Here is a 15,797-nt window from a genome sequence, read left to right on the forward strand (position 1 = left end):
TCTTATGGGCTTCGGCAGCCGGGCTCAAGCACCGCCGGCAGCGCACCCATCAAGACACTCCCTGCCCGCCAGGCCCGTGCCGAGGGGCGAAGGTTGGGCTCGCCGACGACTGAGCCAAGATTTGCGCCATATTTGGTCGCCAAATCGGGTTGAAACAGTATAAAAACCCTGAAAGCCTGAAGACCAATCGCCTTGGGAGGAATTGCCTGATGAAAACCCGCGCCGCTGTCGCTGTCGCCGCCGGAAAGCCGCTGGAAATCATGGAGGTCGACCTCGACGGACCGCGCGAAGGCGAGGTGCTGGTCGAGATCAAGGCGACCGGCATCTGCCACACCGACGAGTTCACTTTGTCGGGCGCCGATCCCGAAGGTCTGTTTCCGGCAATCCTCGGCCATGAAGGCGCCGGAATCGTCGTCGATGTCGGCAAGGGCGTCACTAGCGTCAGGAAGGGCGACCACATCATCCCGCTCTACACGCCGGAATGCCGGCAGTGCCCGTCCTGCCTGTCGCGCAAGACCAATTTGTGCACCGCCATCCGCGCCACGCAGGGCCAGGGCCTGATGCCGGACGGCTCGTCGCGCTTCTCAATCGGCAAGGACAAGATTTTTCACTATATGGGCTGCTCGACCTTCTCCAACTTCACCGTGCTGCCCGAGATCGCGGTGGCCAAGGTCAACCCCGAGGCCCCCTTCGACAAGATCTGCTACATCGGCTGCGGCGTCACCACCGGCATTGGCGCTGTCATCAACACCGCCAAGGTCGAGCAAGGCGCGACCGCCGTGGTCTTCGGCCTAGGCGGCATCGGCTTGAATGTCATCCAGGGCCTGAAGCTGGCCGGCGCCGACATGATCATCGGCGTTGATCTCAACAACGACAAGAAGGCATGGGGCGAGAGGTTCGGCATGACGCATTTCGTCAATCCGAAGGAGATCGACGGCGACATCGTCCCCCACCTCGTCAACATGACCAAGCGCGGTGCCGACCAGATCGGCGGCGCCGACTACACGTTCGACTGCACCGGCAACACCAAGGTAATGCGCCAGGCGCTGGAAGCCTCGCATCGCGGCTGGGGCAAGTCGGTCGTCATCGGCGTTGCGGGCGCCGGCCAGGAGATTTCGACCAGGCCATTCCAGCTGGTCACCGGCCGCACCTGGATGGGCACCGCCTTTGGCGGCGCACGCGGCCGCACTGACGTGCCAAAAATCGTCGACTGGTACATGGACGGCAAGATCCAGATCGACCCGATGATCACCCATTTGCTGAAGCTGGAAGACATCAACAAGGGCTTCGACCTCATGCATGAGGGCAAGTCGATCAGGAGCGTCGTCGTTTATTGAGGAGAAGAAGCCGCCGACCGAAGGGCCAGCGACTGTAGTTGCATGGGTTCAACAAGGGAGGAAGATAATGCCTGAGAAACTGCATCCGAAAATCGACAATGGCCTGCCGAAGGAAAGCGCAAGCTTTGCCGGCGGCACACTGGTCTGTGCCTGCACCAGCAAGCCGGTGAAGGTGACGGTCAAGGGCCAGATCGCCCACAACCATGCCTGCGGCTGCACCAAATGCTGGAAACCGGACGGCGCGGTGTTCTCGGTCGTGGCGGTCGCCGGCACTGGCGACGTCACCGTCACCGAGAATGGCGACAAGCTGAAGGTGGTCGATCCGGCAGCATTGATCCAGCGCCATGCCTGCACCGGTTGCGGCGTCCACATGCACGGCCCGGTCGAGCGCGATCATCCGTTCAAGGGTCTGTCCTTCATCCATCCCGAGCGCTTCGAGGAAGACGGCTGGTCACCGCCGGGCTTCACCGCTTTCGTCTCGTCGATCATCGAATCCGGTGTCGACCCCAAGCGCATGGACGGCATTCGCGGCCAGTTGAAATCGATCGGCCTCGAACCCTATGACTGTCTCAACCCCGGCCTGATGGATTACATAGCCACCTGGACGGCGAAGAAGTCGGGCGCGCTGCCGGCCTGACGGTACGAGATTTCTGGCATGGGGCCGGGTAACATGCCGGCCCCATGTCCGTTTTGGAGAGATAATGCCCGCACCCGCCATCTACGTCGACGCCGACGCCTGCCCGGTGAAAGCCGAGGTCGAGAAGGTCGCCGAGCGCCATGGCGTGGTCGTCACCTACGTCTCCAATGGCGGGCTGCGTCCGTCGCGCGATCCGATGATTCGCAACGTCGTCGTCTCTAAAAGCGCCGATGCCGCTGACGATTGGATCGTCGAGAACGCAAAACCCAACGACATCGTGATCACCGCCGACATCCCGCTTGCCGCTCGCACCGTGGGGCTCGGCGCGCATGTGCTTGGGCCAACCGGCCGGCCGTTCACGCCGGAGACCATCGGCATGGCGGTTGCAATGCGCGATTTGAAGCAGCATCTGCGCGAAACCGGCGAGAGCAAGGGCTACAATGCCAGCTTTGCGCCACAGGATCGCTCGCGTTTCCTGGGTGAGCTCGACCGTATCTTGCGGCGGGCTCTGAAATCCGTCACACCCGACCAGACGTGAAGCATCATCCGAGGTCGGGCTATGGCCGACACATCGCCGAATAACCCCTTGCAGCGGCACAAGCAGTTCTTTGTGTCGCTAGCCGTCGGTCTGGTCGTATTTGCCGCGGTATTGCCTTTGATTGGAGCGCTCCCCGTCTGCACGCGGCTTGCCTATTCGATCTCGATTGCCGCCGATTCCTTCTTCGTCGTCTTCATCGCGCTCGTCATCGCCAAGATGCCGCTGCTGTCCGGCCGCTATCTCAGCAAGAACGCGCGCGAACTGGACCTCCCAGTGCTGGGCATCTTTGCCATCACGCTCGGCATCGTCGCCATGGCCATTGTCCTGCTGTTCCTTTTGATCAATCACAAGGATCGCGACCCCATCGAACTCGGCTTCGCCATGCTGTCGATCCCGCTTGGCTGGTTCACCATCCATGCCATGGCCGCCCTCCACTATGCGCATGTCTACTGGATGGACGGCGACGCGATCGATGCCGAAACCAAGAAGAAGATACCGGTCGGCGGCCTCGATTTTCCCGGCAGCAAACGGCCGGACGGTTGGGACTTTCTCTATTTCGCGACGGTGATCGGCATGACCGCGCAGACCGCCGACACCGCGATCACGACCTCGCATATGCGCCGCGTGGTGCTTGTCCATTCGATCCTGTCGTTCTTCTTCAACGCCGTCATCGTCGCCGCCGTCGTCAATCTCGCGGTGAGCCTCGGCAATTGAGTATCCGTGCCCGCGATAAACCCGTGCCCGTAATAAAAACGTGACCGCATGAAACATCGCTTTCGATAGCGACGTATTGGGAGGACAAGGACGAGCGCGGCCATCCCAGGATCGCGCAGCCGGAGGCGAGGAAAAGATGGAAACCATTACCGTGAGTCAGCCCGGCGCAGGCGTCGATGCCGCCTCAACGAAGGATGCGACGCTGATCTACCGGCAATCGCGCTGGACCCGCCTGACGCACTGGCTGTGGGCGATCTCGCTGTTCTTCATGCTTTTGTCCGGCCTGCAGATCTTCAATGCCCGGCCGCAGCTCTACATCGGCAAGCAATCCGGCTTCGAGTACAACAACACCGTCTTTGCCATCGGCGCCGAAAACACCGCCACCGGCCCGCGCGGCTATACCGAAATCTTCGGCCATCGCTTCGACACCACCGGCGTGCTCGGCTGGTCGGGCCCGGCCGGTCAGCAAACCTCGCGCGCCTTCCCCTCCTGGGCGACGATCCCGTCCTATTACGATCTCGGCACCGCCCGCGTCGTGCATTTCTTCTTCGCCTGGATACTGACCACCACCCTGGTCGTCTGGCTGGTCGCCAGCCTGGTCAACGGCCATCTGCGCCGCGATCTGGCGCCGCGCCTTGACGATCTCAAGCGGCTGCCGCAGGACATCATCGAGCACGCCAAGCTCAGGTTCCACCACACACGCGAATACAACACGCTGCAGAAAATAGCCTATGGCGGCGTGCTGTTCGTGCTGTTGCCACTCATGATCATCACCGGCCTTGCCATGTCACCGAGCATGAACTCGGTGCTGCCCTGGTTAAACGAAGTGCTCGGCGGCCGGCAGACGGCGCGCACCATCCATTTCACGGTGATGGTGCTGCTGGTCGGCTTTTTCATCGTCCATATGATGATGATCCTCGCTGCCGGCCCGATCAACGAACTGCGCTCGATCATCACCGGCTGGTACCGCACGGATCCGCCAACGCATGGCGACACCGAGAGGAGTGCGTGAGATGGCCAAATTCCCGATCAGCCGCCGAAAGTTCCTGACGGGTGCCGGCCTCGGCGTTTCCGGCATCATGTTGTCGGGCTGCGATGCCTTCGACAGCCAGCTCGGCATGGGCGATGGCCTGCGCAGTTTCCTCGAAAACGCCAATGGCCTGACCTACCGCGCGCAACGCTGGCTTGCCGGCCGCGATGCTCTGGCGCCGGAATTCACCGAGGCCGACATCCGCCAGCCGCAGCGGCCGAACGGCGTCACCGCGCCCGACGATGACACCTACAAGGGCCTGCTCGCCAACAATTTCGCCGACTGGCGGCTGGAGGTAACGGGCCTGGTCGAAAAGCCGCTGTCGCTCAGCCGCGAGCAGTTGGAGAACATGCCGAGCCGCACGCAGATCACCCGCCACGACTGTGTCGAAGGCTGGAGCTGCATCGCCAAATGGACCGGCACCCCGCTGTCGCTGGTGCTCGACCAGGCTGTGGTCAAGCCGCAGGCCCGCTATGTCATGTTCCACTGCCTCGATACGATCGATCGCAGCCTCTCCGGGGAAATCAAATATTACGGCACCATCGACCTGATCGATGCCCGCCACCCGCAGACGATCCTGGCCTACGGCCTCAACGGCAAGCCGCTGCCGGTCGAAAACGGCGCGCCGCTGCGCGTGCGCGTCGAACGACAGCTCGGCTACAAGATGCCGAAGTATCTCTACAAGATCGAGCTCGTCGACAGTTTTGCCAATATTGGCGGCGGCCGCGGCGGCTATTGGGAAGACAATGGCTATGACTGGTATGGCGGGATTTGATGGCCTCGCATTCTGACCGAGCACGATCTGACTCCGACCGAACCGAGCTTGCCTGAGGAAGCCGGTTTCGAGCGCGTGGCCGAACTTGGCGATTGGCCTGAAGACACTCCAATATCGTCCTCTGCAAAACGGTCGCAGAAAACGGCGCGGCTTAAGCAACCTTGTCGAGCAGTGGCTTGAGCGCCGGATGTATCTCCGGCGAGGCGAGTTTGATCAGCGTCAGCAGCGCGCGTTCATTGTCACGCAGCGGGCGGTCGGTGCCGATGCGATCGGCCAGCCATTTCGCCTCGCTGGCGTCGATCGTCTCGGCGCGGCGCGCGAGTGCCTCGGCGGCACGGTTCTTCGACTCCCATTCGGCCTCGATATCGCCGGGCGAACGATAGGCTTCCATGATGCCGGCCAGTCCGCCCGACACCATGCGGCTGAAGAAGCCACCAATTTCGGGCTCGGCCTGGTCCAAGAAACTGTCACGACGCAGCGCCACATCGCGCGTCGGCGCTTCGTAGCCGGCCGAACACATGACGAAATTGGCGAGCGCCTTGACGAACAGGTCGTTCCAGGACGGGTCGTTGTGGGCCGCTGCGGTCTGCTCGTTGATCTGGAACAGCACCTCGGCCTCAACCCGTGTGATGGCGATGTTGCCGTCGCCGCCATAGGCATGGAGAATGCGGCGCAACAGATCGACCTCTGCCTTGGCGACCAGCCCGGGAACCAGCGCGCCGCCGAGCATCAGTGGTCCCTTGCCGTCGACCACCGCGTTGGCGACCTGCTCGAGCGCATAGGCGGAGAGCCGGCCGGGCGATGATTTCGCCCTTTCCAGCACATGCACCAGCAGCTCCAGTTCGGTCACACTGTCGACCATTCCGTCGCGCGAGATGGTCTGGATCAGCCAACCGGCATTGTCTTCAGAGATATAGCCTGCCGGCTTTTCCTGGTGGACGATGTAGTCGGTAACGGCCTCGACGAAGAATTCAGGCCATTGCGGGCATTTGTCCGTCGCTGTCGCATCGAGCGCGAACAGTGCTTCAGCCTCGCCGCGCGTCACCACGCCGTCAGCGAACACTTCGCGACGCAGCATGACGACATCTTCCGCCGTGATGCGGTCCTTCGAGGCCAGCCCCGCCACCGGCGCGCTCCCGATCCGTTCGCCCATCTGTCAATCCCCATCCGCCGTGCCCAACGCAATTGCCGGCCAAACCGTCAGCCCAGAATATCGCCATTGTCTTGAAAAACCGGCAAACGGCGTGGTTAGCGAAGACTGTAAAGACGACGCGCTTTACGTGTCGCTGGCAGGTGACAAGGTGTCGCCGACAAGCTATGGATGGCGCGTCGAGGGCTTAAGTTTTGAGTCCTACCTGTTTGCGGGAGAGAGCAGCGCGAGCTGCCGCCGAAGGGGAAATCGCCCGAAATCTCTCAGGCAAAAGAACCGTAGACGGGAAAGACACTCTGGAAAGTCGGGGCTTGCCCCCGCGCCGAAGGTGTAAGCGTCGCCGACAGAGTTCCGGTTGCGCGAGTCTCTCAGGCTTCAGACAGAGGGGCACGGACTGGTCGCCAGCAGCGGCCGATTGCGTGCGACTCTGGAGATGACATGACGGGCGACGACACCAAACACCTTCCTCTCGAAGATCTGCACACCGCCGCCGGCGCACGCTTTGGCGCCTTTGCGGGCTGGTCTATGCCGCTGATCTATCCGGCCGGCGTGATGAAAGAGCACCTTCACACCCGCGAACATGCCGGCCTGTTCGACATTTCGCATATGAAGCTGTTCGCTGTCAGCGGACCGGGCGCTGCGGCACTGCTCAACCGCGCCAGTCCGCTCGATGCCGGCGCGCTTGAGATTTCACAGTCCAAATATACTTTCTTCCTCAACGAGGCCACCGGGATCATCGACGATCTGATCGTCACCCGGCTCGGCGCCGAGCGCTTCATGGTGGTCGCCAACGCCGGGAATGCGGTCGAGGACGAGAAGCATCTGCGTGCGCTGGCCGCGGACTTCGACGTCAAAGTCGATGCGCTCGACCGCGTCTTCCTGGCGATCCAGGGGCCGGAAGCCTGGGCTGCCTTGTCCCGCGCCGGCATCGAGACCGGCTCACTCTTGTTCATGCATGGCATCGAGCCTAAGCAAAACTGGTTCATGAGCCGCTCCGGCTACACCGGCGAGGACGGCTTCGAGATCGGCCTGCCGGAGGCGGATGCGCGCGCTCTGGTCACGAAACTGCTCGAGGACGAGCGTGTGTTGTGGATCGGCCTTGCTGCCCGCGACTCGCTGCGGTTGGAGGCCGGCCTGTGCCTGCACGGCCAGGACATCACGCCGGAGATCGATCCGGCGAGTGCCGGCCTGATGTGGGCGATCCCCAAAGATCTCCGCGCCGGCGGATCCTTCATCGGCGCCGATGCGCTGCGGTCCATCCTGGAGCGCGGGTCGTCGCAAAAGCGCGTCGGCCTGAAGCCGGACGGCCGCCAGCCGGTGCGCGCCGGCGCTGCTTTGTTCGATGCCGACGGCAATCCGGCCGGCCACGTGACATCAGGCGGCTTCGGCCCCTCGGCCGGCCATCCCGTCGCCATGGGCTATGTGTCAACGGCCTTGGCCAAGCCGGGCACGAAACTCTTCGCCGATGTTCGCGGGACGAAAATCTCGGTCGATATCAGTTCCTTGCCGTTCACTCCTCATCGCTACCGCAAAGGATAATTCCGATGGCAAAAACCTATTTCACACAAGATCACGAATGGCTGAGCGTCGAGGGAGGCATCGCCACCGTCGGGATAACCGACTATGCGCAGGAACAGCTTGGCGATCTCGTCTTCGTCGAGCTGCCTCAAATCGGCACGAAGCTCAGCAAGGGCGATACCGCCGTGGTCGTCGAATCCGTCAAGGCGGCCTCCGATGTTTATGCGCCGGTTGACGGCGAGATCACCGACGCCAACGGCGCGCTGTCCTCGGACCCGTCGCTGGTCAACTCCGCTGCGACCGGCGACGGCTGGCTGTGGAAGATGATGCTCGCCGACGAAGGCCAACTCGCAGGCCTCATGGATGAGGCCGCCTACAAAGCCCATATCGGTTGATATCAGGACCTATTGCCATGAGCGCAGCACTTACCCCCTTCTCGGCCCGCCACATCGGTCCTGATGTAAACGATGTCAGAGCCATGCTTGCCGTGATCGGCGTTCCCTCTGTCGAGACGCTGATCAGCCAGGCTGTGCCGCAGTCGATCCGCCTCGATCTGCCGCTGACCCTTCCCGCGCCGGCCAGCGAAGCCGAAGCGCTGGCCGAATTGTCGGCGATCATGGCAAAAAACAGGGTGCTGAAGAGCTTCATCGGCGCCGGCTATCACGGCGTCCATGTGCCGCCGGTCATTCAGCGCAACCTGTTCGAGAACCCGGCCTGGTACACCGCCTATACACCCTACCAGGCCGAGATCAGCCAGGGCCGCCTGGAAATGCTGTTCAACTTCCAGACCTTGGTTACCGAATTGACCGGCCTGCCGGTGGCTTCGGCCTCCCTGCTCGACGAAGCGACGGCGGTGGCCGAAGCGGTCGGCATCGCGCTGCGCCATCATCGCGACAAGCGCACCAAGGTGGCGCTGGCCGGCACGCCGCATCCGCAGACGCTGGACGTCGTGCGCACCCGCGCCGAGCCGCTCGGCATCGAAATCGATGGCGAGACCATCGACGACAACACCGCCGCCCTGCTGGTCTCCTGGCCGGACACGTTTGGCGTCTATGGCGACCACAAGGCGGCGATCGAGAAGGCTCGCGCCACCGGCGCCGTGGTCGTCTTCATCGCCGATCCGCTTGCGCTCACCCTGACCGAAGCGCCGGCCAGGCTTGGCGCCGACATCGCCGTCGGCCCGATGCAGCGCTTTGGCGTGCCGATGGGCTTTGGCGGCCCGCACGCCGCCTATTGCGCCGTCTCCGACAAGCTGACCCGGCTGATGCCCGGCCGCCTCGTCGGGCAGTCGATCGACAGCAAGGGCCGTCCCGGCTATCGCCTCGCCCTGCAGACGCGCGAACAGCATATCCGCCGCGACAAGGCGACCTCCAACATCTGCACCGCGCAGGCGCTGCTTGCCAACATGGCGACCGCCTACGCGATCTGGCACGGCCCCACTGGTTTGCAGGCGATCGCAGCCCGCATCCATGAGCTCGCCAACGGCCTCGCAGCAGGCCTGAAAACCGCTGGTGTTTCCGTGCTCGGCTCAAGCCGTTTCGACACGGTGACGGCCGAAGTGAAGGGCAAGGCAGCTTCGATCGCCGCTGCCGCTGAAAAAGGTGGCCGGCTGCTGCGCGTCATCGATGCCGACCGCATCAGCATCGCCTTCGACGAAACCTCGACCGAGGCGGATCTCGAGGCTATCGCCGCCCTGTTCGGCGCCAAGTCCGGCGCTACTGAGGCCGGCGCGATGCCCGGCAAGCCGCGCGGCAAGGAGTTTCTGACCCAGCCGGTTTTCCGCGAAAACCACTCCGAGACCGACATGATGCGCCTGCTGCGCAGGCTAGCCGACAAGGATTTGGCGCTCGACCGCACCATGATCCCGCTGGGCTCCTGCACCATGAAGCTCAACGCGGCGGCCGAAATGATGCCGGTCAGCTGGCCTGTTGTCGCCAACCTCCATCCCTTCGCGCCGGCCAGCCATTCGGCCGGCTATCGCGCCATGGTCGGCGAGCTGGAAGGCTGGCTGGCGGAGATCACCGGCTTCGACGCCGTCAGCCTGCAGCCCAATGCCGGCAGCCAAGGCGAATATGCCGGTCTGCTCGCCATCCGCGCCCATCATCGCGCGCGCGGTGAAGGCCATCGCACCATCTGCCTGATCCCCCAGTCCGCGCATGGCACCAATCCGGCGAGTGCGGCGATGGCCGGCATGAGCGTCGTCGTCGTGCGTTGCCTGGAGGACGGCAATATCGACATGGACGATATGCGGGCCAAGGCCAACGAGCATTCGAAGAATCTCGCAGCCCTGATGTTCACCTATCCCTCGACGCACGGCGTCTATGAAGAGGGCGCGCGCCACCTGTGCGGTCTCATTCACGAGCATGGCGGCCAGGTCTATTTCGACGGCGCCAACCTTAACGCCCTGGTCGCCCTGGCGCGGCCCGCCGATATCGGCGCCGATGTCTGCCACATGAACCTGCACAAGACCTTCTGCATCCCGCATGGCGGCGGCGGTCCGGGCGTCGGTCCGATCGGCGTCAGGGCGCATCTGAAACCCTATCTGCCGGGTCATGTCACCGAAGGTTCGGCGCATGCCGTGTCCGCTGCCCCGTTCGGCAGCGCTTCCATCCTGCCGATCACCTGGATGTACATCCGCATGATGGGCGCCGCCGGCCTGAAGCAGGCGACGGAGACGGCGATCATCTCGGCCAATTATGTGGCGACGCGGCTCGCGCCGCACTTCCCGCTTCTCTACAAGGGCAGGCACGATCGCATCGCGCATGAATGCATCCTCGACACGCGCGTGCTCAAGGAGAGCGCTGGCATCAGCGTCGACGATATCGCCAAGCGGCTGATCGATTACGGTTTTCACGCGCCGACCATGTCGTTCCCTGTCGCCGGCACGCTGATGGTCGAGCCGACCGAATCCGAGCCCAAGCGCGAACTCGACCGGTTCTGCGAGGCGATGATCGCCATTGCCGGCGAGGCAGCGAAAGTGGCGAAGGGTGAATGGCCGCTCGAGGACAACCCGCTGGTCAATGCCCCGCACACGGCGGCCGAAACCCTTGCCGGCCAGTGGACCCACCCCTATTCGCGGCTGGAAGCGGCCTACCCCGCCGGCGATGTCGATACAGCGGCCAAATACTGGCCGCCGGTCTCGCGCATCGACAATGTCGCCGGCGACCGCAACCTCGTCTGCTCCTGCCCGCCGCTGTCGGAATATCTCGGCGCCGCCGAATAACACTCTGGCCTGTCAGGCTGAGCGCAGGGCCGGTCCGTCGGCTTTGCCGTTGAGGACAAGCACGCGATTTCGCCCGGCGTTCTTGGCCGCGTAGAGCGCCCGGTCGGCCTCGGCCAGCACTTCATCCAGGCTGCTGCCGTCTTCCTTGCCAAAGCCAATGCCGCCGCTGACGCTGCTGCGCAACGGCCCGCGCGGCGTCGGCACCACTTCCGTGCCGAAGGCGACGCCGATCCTGCTGGCGAAATCGTAGGCCTTGTCTTCGGTCATCCGAGACATGACCAACGCGAACTCCTCGCCGCCCAGCCGGAAGGCGTCGACGCCAACCCTGTCATACTTCTTGATGACTGCGGCGAAACGGCAGAGCACCCGATCGCCGACGGGATGGCCATAGACATCGTTGGTTCGCTTGAAGTGGTCGAGGTCGAACATGGCGACCGACATGAACGGGCCGAAGACGCGCTCGCGATAGAGCGAGTTCAAAGCCCGCCGGTTCATCAGACCGGTCAACGGGTCGGTCAGGGTCTCGGCCTTCAGTTCGATCTGTGCCTGCAGATGATGCAGCGACAGCGTCAGCGCGCCGAGAGCCGTCATGCAGGCGACCGCCACGACCGAATTCAACCGCTCGGCCCAATTGTCGGGTGCGACGCCGAGCACCCACTGGCCCTTGACCAGAAGCACGGCGCCGCAGAGCCCGAAGGATACGCCGCAGACGCCGCTTAGCGCCGAAACGACCAGCAGAATGCCGCGATCCTGACCGCCCTTGATCCAGAACATCACCCCGATCGAGGCGAGCAGCACTGCTACCGTCGTATAGGTGAGGATGAAGCCGACACCATCGAAACCGAGATAGGTCACGCCGGCGCAGACAGCGATCGCGAGCATGGCCGGCAGGACAGCGCGGCTGTAATTGCGCACACCAAGATATTGCATGGCCGAAAGTGAAAGCGCCAGGAAACCGAGGCTTAGCAGCGCCAACGCTGCCTGACAAAGCAACGGACTGGGCTCCCTCGTGTAGCGCCAGAAGACGATGACGTGGGCGACAAGGACGAGAATGCCGCACGCAACCGTCAGCACGAAGCGTGCACGCGGCGCCGTGAACCAGATCACGAACATGGTGACGCTCAGGCATGTGCCCGACAGCGCAGCCGCCAGCAATAGCGAACTGAAATCCAGCATGGATGAGCGGCAACCTTTGGGATCTTCGATTTGTGGCGCATCATAGGCATGCAACCGGCCGGAGATACCGTTTTCGGCCGGTTTTCAAAGCAACCTGCCGACAGGGTTTACAAAGCGTCGACTGCCGTCCCGCGAAGCTCGGCACGCGAGTGTCCCTAGTCTCAGGCCTTGTTGAGCAGCGCCAGATTGGCGTTGATCACGCTCGGGTCGGCCATTCCGGCCCTTGCTTCCATGAGCAGCGCCCTCGCCTTCTTCTTGTTGCCGCGCAGCAGCTGCGAATAGCCCATATTGTTGACAATCTGCGGCTTGCGCCCGGCAACCTTCAAAAGCTGGTCGTAGGCGCGGTCGGCGAAGTCGAAGCGGCCGAGTTCGTCATAGGAGGCGGCAAGCCCCATCCATCCCTCGGCACTGTCGGCCTTCAGTTCCACGGCCTTGCGGAAATGCTGTTCGGCAAGGCCGTAATTGGCCTCGCGGAACTGCGCCTTGCCTTGCGCAAGGTCGGAGGTGCTGACGTCTTTTGCCACCGGTTGGATCGATGTGGTCTTGGTTTTGTCGACGTTGTCGGTCGTGCAGCCGCCGACCATCAAGACCGCCGCTAGCGCGGCCATTGCCGTGAAACTTCTGTGACGCATGCCCCTGGCCCCAATCGCCCGATTTACCGGGTCGTTCTCTGAGGAAGCAGACTACAACAGGGCGATTAAACTTCAGTGCGGAAACGCGCCTAAAATTTGGTTTCGGGCACAGAAGCCATTAACCAACCGAAGCCTATTCCGGCTCCAGCGCCTTGAGCCCCGCCGGAAACTGATAGCGCCTGCCGTCGTAGCGCAGCCGGTAGGTTCGTTTCATGGACCTGCCGGGATGGGACTGGCACTCGCCATTCTTGTCGACAGACGGATTGTCGGTGTCCAACCGCTCGAACACTGTGATGTCGTGATAGCCGTGATGTCTCGCCGGGCTCATCGCCAGGCTGACCCGGCTGGATTGAAAGGATCCTGCGCAATTGGTGTCGCCTTCGCCGCCAAAGCCGGCCACGATGATGCCGTCGAGCACCAGGCGCAGAGCACCGCCGTCAAGGGCATAGAGCCGCAGGTCGGTTTCACTGAAAGGATTCGGCTGCGAATGGTTTGCCATGTCGATGCGCAGGCCGAAGGCGCCGACATCGGGCGCCAATCTGTAGCGCCCGGTATCGAAGTCGATCCCGCGGATGCCGACGGCATCATCGGTCATCAGCCCGGGTTGGAGCAGGCGCTGGCGCACCTGCCGGGTCTTCCTGTCGACGACCAGAAGCTCGACATCGCCGACATGCCCGTCGTCGCTGGATTGGGAGCTGTCGATCAGCGGCACGGCGACCAACAACAGGTCGTCATGGGCGGGCCAGATCTTGCAGACCACGCCGAATGGCGTATCGCCATCCCAAAGCGTCTGGGCGATGCTGGTATGAGGTTCGAGCGTGAAGGAGGCGCCATCGGCACTCTTTTGGGCCTTGGGATATGCCTGCTGCACCAGAGCGGCAGCGTCGCCGCAATCGTCGGCCGCGGCCGAGGCCGGCGACAGACTGGCCGCGGCGAGGCCGAGGAAGGCGGTGCACAAGACTATTCGCATGGACGGCTCACTCATTTTGCTTTTTGCGGATTTTGCCGAAGGAGAGCGGCCAAACCGGCCGGATATGACATCCAGGCGAAGCGTAGTTGAAGTGAGTAACCGCAGAAAGCCGCCGGGCGGCCACTTGGTATCTACTGCCTTGGTATCTACTGCCTTGGTATCTACTGAACCGCCGTCATTTTGACGATGATCGGGATGACGGCGATCATCAGCACCACCGGCAGGATGCACACCACCACCGGCACCGACATCTTGGCCGGCAAGGCATGTGCCTTCTCCTCGGCCAACGACATGCGCTTGTGGCGCATTTCGTCGGAGAACACGCGCAGCGCCCCGGCGAGGCTGGTGCCGAGTTCCTTCGACTGCTGCAAGAGCGTGGCGAAGGAGCGCACCTCGTCCAGGCTGAGGCGGTCGGCGAGCGCCTTCAATGCATCGTCGAGGCTGCGGCCGGCCCTGAGTTCCAGCGACACCAGCTGCAGGTTCTGGCTCAGCGACGGATAGGTCTTGGCCAGTTCCTTCGAGACGCGCTCGATGCCGGCCTCCATGCTCATGCCGGCATCGGAGCAGACGATCATCAAATCCATGAAGTCGGGAAAGCCGTTGCGGTATTCGCGCATCTTTTCCCGCACCTTCTGGCTGAGCACCAGGCCGGGCACGAAATAGCCGGCGGCTCCCGACAGGATGATGAAGGTCCAGCGGCTGGTCGCGGTGGAATCGACGCTGCCCATCCAATGGTTGACCAGGAACGCGCCGATCGCTGCGCCCACCAGGCAGGCGAAGCGGATCAGGAAGAATGTGCCGACCGCGCGCGGCTCCATATAGCCCGCCTGGATCAGCTTCATACGCAGCCGGGCGACATTTTCCGGATCGCTCTTGGCGTAGAATTCCTGCGCCCGCTTCACCGCCTTCTCGCGCACGACGCTCTGGTTCTTCTTCGGCGCCACCTCGGCCTGTTGGGGAGTCTTGCTGTCGTCGATCTTGAGCCGGCGCTTGAGATCGTTGCGGTCGCCTTTGGCCACCACCAGCGGCCATGCCACCGCGCTGCCGCCCAATGCCAGCAGCATCGCGGCTACCGGCATCAGCGACGTCGGCGCCAGCGAGGCAAGAAACTGGATCACCTGCTCCATCTCAGAACCGGAAGTTCGACATCTTGAACATGATGATGTTGCCCAGCATCAGCCATGTCACCGAACCGCCCAGCAGATACCAGGTCTTCGGCACATCCCAGACGCTTTGATAAAATTGCGGCATCATCACCATGATGGCGGCGAACAGCAGCGCCGGCACCGCCGTCAGGATATAGGCCGACATACGACCCTCGGTCGAAATGGCGCGCACCTTGCGGCGCAGCTTGCCGCGTTCGCGGATCGTCGTCGACAGCCCGTCGAGGATCTCGCGCAGATTGCCGCCCGAACTCGTCTGGATGGAAACCGCGGTGACGAACAGCGGCAGATCCTCCTGGCCGACGCGATCAAACAGTGAATTCAACGCCGAAACCAGGTCGGAACCATAAGTCACCTCGTCGGAGATAACGCCGAATTCGGTGCCGATCGGATCGGGCATCTCGCGCGACACCATGGAGATCGCCACCGGAACCGGATGCCCGGCCTTCAAGCCGCGCGTGATCAATTCCAGCGCCTCCGGCAACTGCACGCCGAAACGCTTCACCCGCCGGGCACGCTTGGAACGCAGCACAATTACCGGCAGCAGCGCTGTCAGCACCACAAACAGCAAAATGGCGAGCAACAGCGGCAGGCCGTACCAGAGCGCGACGAGCATCATCGCCAGCGCCACGCCCGTCGTCATCGTCAGGAATTTCGGCAAGGGCATCACCATGCCAGACTGCGTGCGCAGCGCGCGAAAACGGTCGGGCGAGAAGAATGACGTGCCGGAATCGAGGCCGCGTTCCTTGCGCAGCTGGATCAGCACCTGTTCCTGGCTGATCTTGTTTTCCTGCAGCTTCATGCGCCGGTTGATAGCCAGGCGCTTGTCGCTGCGGCCGGCATAGAGCAGATAGCAGCCTTCGGCGATCATGATGCCGGTCAGCGCTGCCGCGGCATAGACGACATAGATCGGGCTGAAATTCTCGAACACCCG

General features: G+C 63.0%; 15 protein-coding genes and 1 riboswitch. Of the genes, 9 read left to right on the forward strand and 6 right to left on the reverse strand.

From position 1 onward, the window contains the following. Positions 1 to 209: 209 nt before the first annotated feature. From X730_RS159375 to X730_RS159350, 6 genes are all read left to right on the forward strand, one after another. Positions 210 to 1,337, forward strand: a complete 1,128-nt coding sequence (locus tag X730_RS159375; protein ID WP_023691151.1) for an S-(hydroxymethyl)glutathione dehydrogenase/class III alcohol dehydrogenase — start codon at positions 210 to 212, stop codon at positions 1,335 to 1,337. A 67-nt stretch (positions 1,338 to 1,404) separates the two neighbouring features. Continuing rightward, positions 1,405 to 1,974: an S-(hydroxymethyl)glutathione synthase gene (gene gfa / locus X730_RS159370; RefSeq protein ID WP_023691150.1), complete on the forward strand. Its 570-nt coding sequence runs from the start codon at positions 1,405 to 1,407 to the stop codon at positions 1,972 to 1,974. Positions 1,975 to 2,038: 64 nt separating this feature from the next. Continuing rightward, positions 2,039 to 2,512, forward strand: coding sequence for a YaiI/YqxD family protein (locus tag X730_RS159365; protein ID WP_023691149.1), 474 nt, complete (start codon positions 2,039 to 2,041; stop codon positions 2,510 to 2,512). Positions 2,513 to 2,533: 21 nt separating this feature from the next. Then, entirely contained in the window at positions 2,534 to 3,226 is a 693-nt protein-coding gene (locus X730_RS159360) for a DUF1345 domain-containing protein (RefSeq protein ID WP_023825654.1), read from the forward strand. A gap of 136 nt (positions 3,227 to 3,362) precedes the next feature. Continuing rightward, positions 3,363 to 4,238 (forward strand): cytochrome b/b6 domain-containing protein, encoded by an 876-nt coding sequence (locus X730_RS159355; protein WP_023825655.1) that lies wholly within the window; start codon positions 3,363 to 3,365, stop codon positions 4,236 to 4,238. Position 4,239: 1 nt separating this feature from the next. Then, the gene (locus X730_RS159350; RefSeq protein ID WP_023822981.1) at positions 4,240 to 5,031 is read left to right on the forward strand and encodes a molybdopterin-binding protein; all 792 of its coding nucleotides are present in this window, start codon (positions 4,240 to 4,242) and stop codon (positions 5,029 to 5,031) included. Between the two features lie 151 nt (positions 5,032 to 5,182). On the opposite strand, the gene X730_RS159345 is transcribed toward X730_RS159350, so the two are convergent. Then, positions 5,183 to 6,184 carry a hypothetical protein gene (locus X730_RS159345; RefSeq protein WP_023735311.1) on the reverse strand — a complete coding sequence of 334 codons (1,002 nt, stop codon included), beginning with the start codon at positions 6,182 to 6,184 and terminating at the stop codon, positions 5,183 to 5,185. A gap of 199 nt (positions 6,185 to 6,383) precedes the next feature. Next, positions 6,384 to 6,470, forward strand: a riboswitch (glycine riboswitch). Positions 6,471 to 6,619: 149 nt separating this feature from the next. Here X730_RS159345 and gcvT point away from each other — a divergent pair. From gcvT to gcvP, 3 genes are read left to right on the forward strand one after another with little or no spacing between them, the layout of a single operon-like run. Then, positions 6,620 to 7,720: a glycine cleavage system aminomethyltransferase GcvT gene (gene gcvT, locus X730_RS159340; protein ID WP_023735310.1), complete on the forward strand. Its 1,101-nt coding sequence runs from the start codon at positions 6,620 to 6,622 to the stop codon at positions 7,718 to 7,720. Positions 7,721 to 7,725: 5 nt separating this feature from the next. Further along, positions 7,726 to 8,094 carry a glycine cleavage system protein GcvH gene (gene gcvH / locus X730_RS159335; protein ID WP_023725711.1) on the forward strand — a complete coding sequence of 123 codons (369 nt, stop codon included), beginning with the start codon at positions 7,726 to 7,728 and terminating at the stop codon, positions 8,092 to 8,094. 17 nt (positions 8,095 to 8,111) lie between these two features. Continuing rightward, complete coding sequence (gene gcvP, locus X730_RS159330; RefSeq protein ID WP_023825656.1) at positions 8,112 to 10,922, forward strand: aminomethyl-transferring glycine dehydrogenase; 2,811 nt, start codon at positions 8,112 to 8,114, stop codon at positions 10,920 to 10,922. Positions 10,923 to 10,934: 12 nt separating this feature from the next. Here gcvP and X730_RS159325 read toward each other — a convergent pair whose 3' ends face one another. From X730_RS159325 to X730_RS159305, 5 genes are all read right to left on the reverse strand, one after another. After that, a complete protein-coding gene (locus X730_RS159325) occupies positions 10,935 to 12,098 on the reverse strand; it encodes a GGDEF domain-containing protein (protein ID WP_023825657.1) in 1,164 nt (387 codons plus the stop codon). 161 nt (positions 12,099 to 12,259) lie between these two features. Continuing rightward, positions 12,260 to 12,730 (reverse strand): hypothetical protein, encoded by a 471-nt coding sequence (locus X730_RS159320; protein ID WP_023825658.1) that lies wholly within the window; start codon positions 12,728 to 12,730, stop codon positions 12,260 to 12,262. A gap of 133 nt (positions 12,731 to 12,863) precedes the next feature. Then, positions 12,864 to 13,931: a hypothetical protein gene (locus tag X730_RS159315; RefSeq protein ID WP_245261299.1), complete on the reverse strand. Its 1,068-nt coding sequence runs from the start codon at positions 13,929 to 13,931 to the stop codon at positions 12,864 to 12,866. Next, positions 13,862 to 14,827 carry a type II secretion system F family protein gene (locus X730_RS159310; protein ID WP_023688293.1) on the reverse strand — a complete coding sequence of 322 codons (966 nt, stop codon included), beginning with the start codon at positions 14,825 to 14,827 and terminating at the stop codon, positions 13,862 to 13,864. Before X730_RS159310 ends, X730_RS159315 begins: the two co-directional genes overlap by 70 nt. A 1-nt stretch (position 14,828) precedes the next feature. Next, complete coding sequence (locus X730_RS159305; protein WP_023688292.1) at positions 14,829 to 15,794, reverse strand: type II secretion system F family protein; 966 nt, start codon at positions 15,792 to 15,794, stop codon at positions 14,829 to 14,831. Between the last annotated feature and the right edge of the window lie 3 nt (positions 15,795 to 15,797).

Source organism: Mesorhizobium sp. L103C131B0 (assembly GCF_000502275.1).
In the GTDB taxonomy this organism is placed as follows: Bacteria; Pseudomonadota; Alphaproteobacteria; order Rhizobiales; family Rhizobiaceae; genus Mesorhizobium.

Coding starts and splice junctions, on each gene's coding strand:
- X730_RS159360 (WP_023825654.1), top strand. CDS start 2,534: ATGGCCGACACATCGCCGAATAACCCCTTGCAGCGGCACAAGCAGTTC.
- X730_RS159310 (WP_023688293.1), bottom strand. CDS start 14,827: ATGGAGCAGGTGATCCAGTTTCTTGCCTCGCTGGCGCCGACGTCGCTG.
- X730_RS159350 (WP_023822981.1), top strand. CDS start 4,240: ATGGCCAAATTCCCGATCAGCCGCCGAAAGTTCCTGACGGGTGCCGGC.
- gcvT (WP_023735310.1), top strand. CDS start 6,620: ATGACGGGCGACGACACCAAACACCTTCCTCTCGAAGATCTGCACACC.
- X730_RS159345 (WP_023735311.1), bottom strand. CDS start 6,184: ATGGGCGAACGGATCGGGAGCGCGCCGGTGGCGGGGCTGGCCTCGAAG.
- X730_RS159320 (WP_023825658.1), bottom strand. CDS start 12,730: ATGCGTCACAGAAGTTTCACGGCAATGGCCGCGCTAGCGGCGGTCTTG.
- X730_RS159355 (WP_023825655.1), top strand. CDS start 3,363: ATGGAAACCATTACCGTGAGTCAGCCCGGCGCAGGCGTCGATGCCGCC.
- X730_RS159325 (WP_023825657.1), bottom strand. CDS start 12,098: ATGCTGGATTTCAGTTCGCTATTGCTGGCGGCTGCGCTGTCGGGCACA.
- gfa (WP_023691150.1), top strand. CDS start 1,405: ATGCCTGAGAAACTGCATCCGAAAATCGACAATGGCCTGCCGAAGGAA.
- gcvH (WP_023725711.1), top strand. CDS start 7,726: ATGGCAAAAACCTATTTCACACAAGATCACGAATGGCTGAGCGTCGAG.
- X730_RS159365 (WP_023691149.1), top strand. CDS start 2,039: ATGCCCGCACCCGCCATCTACGTCGACGCCGACGCCTGCCCGGTGAAA.
- gcvP (WP_023825656.1), top strand. CDS start 8,112: ATGAGCGCAGCACTTACCCCCTTCTCGGCCCGCCACATCGGTCCTGAT.
- X730_RS159375 (WP_023691151.1), top strand. CDS start 210: ATGAAAACCCGCGCCGCTGTCGCTGTCGCCGCCGGAAAGCCGCTGGAA.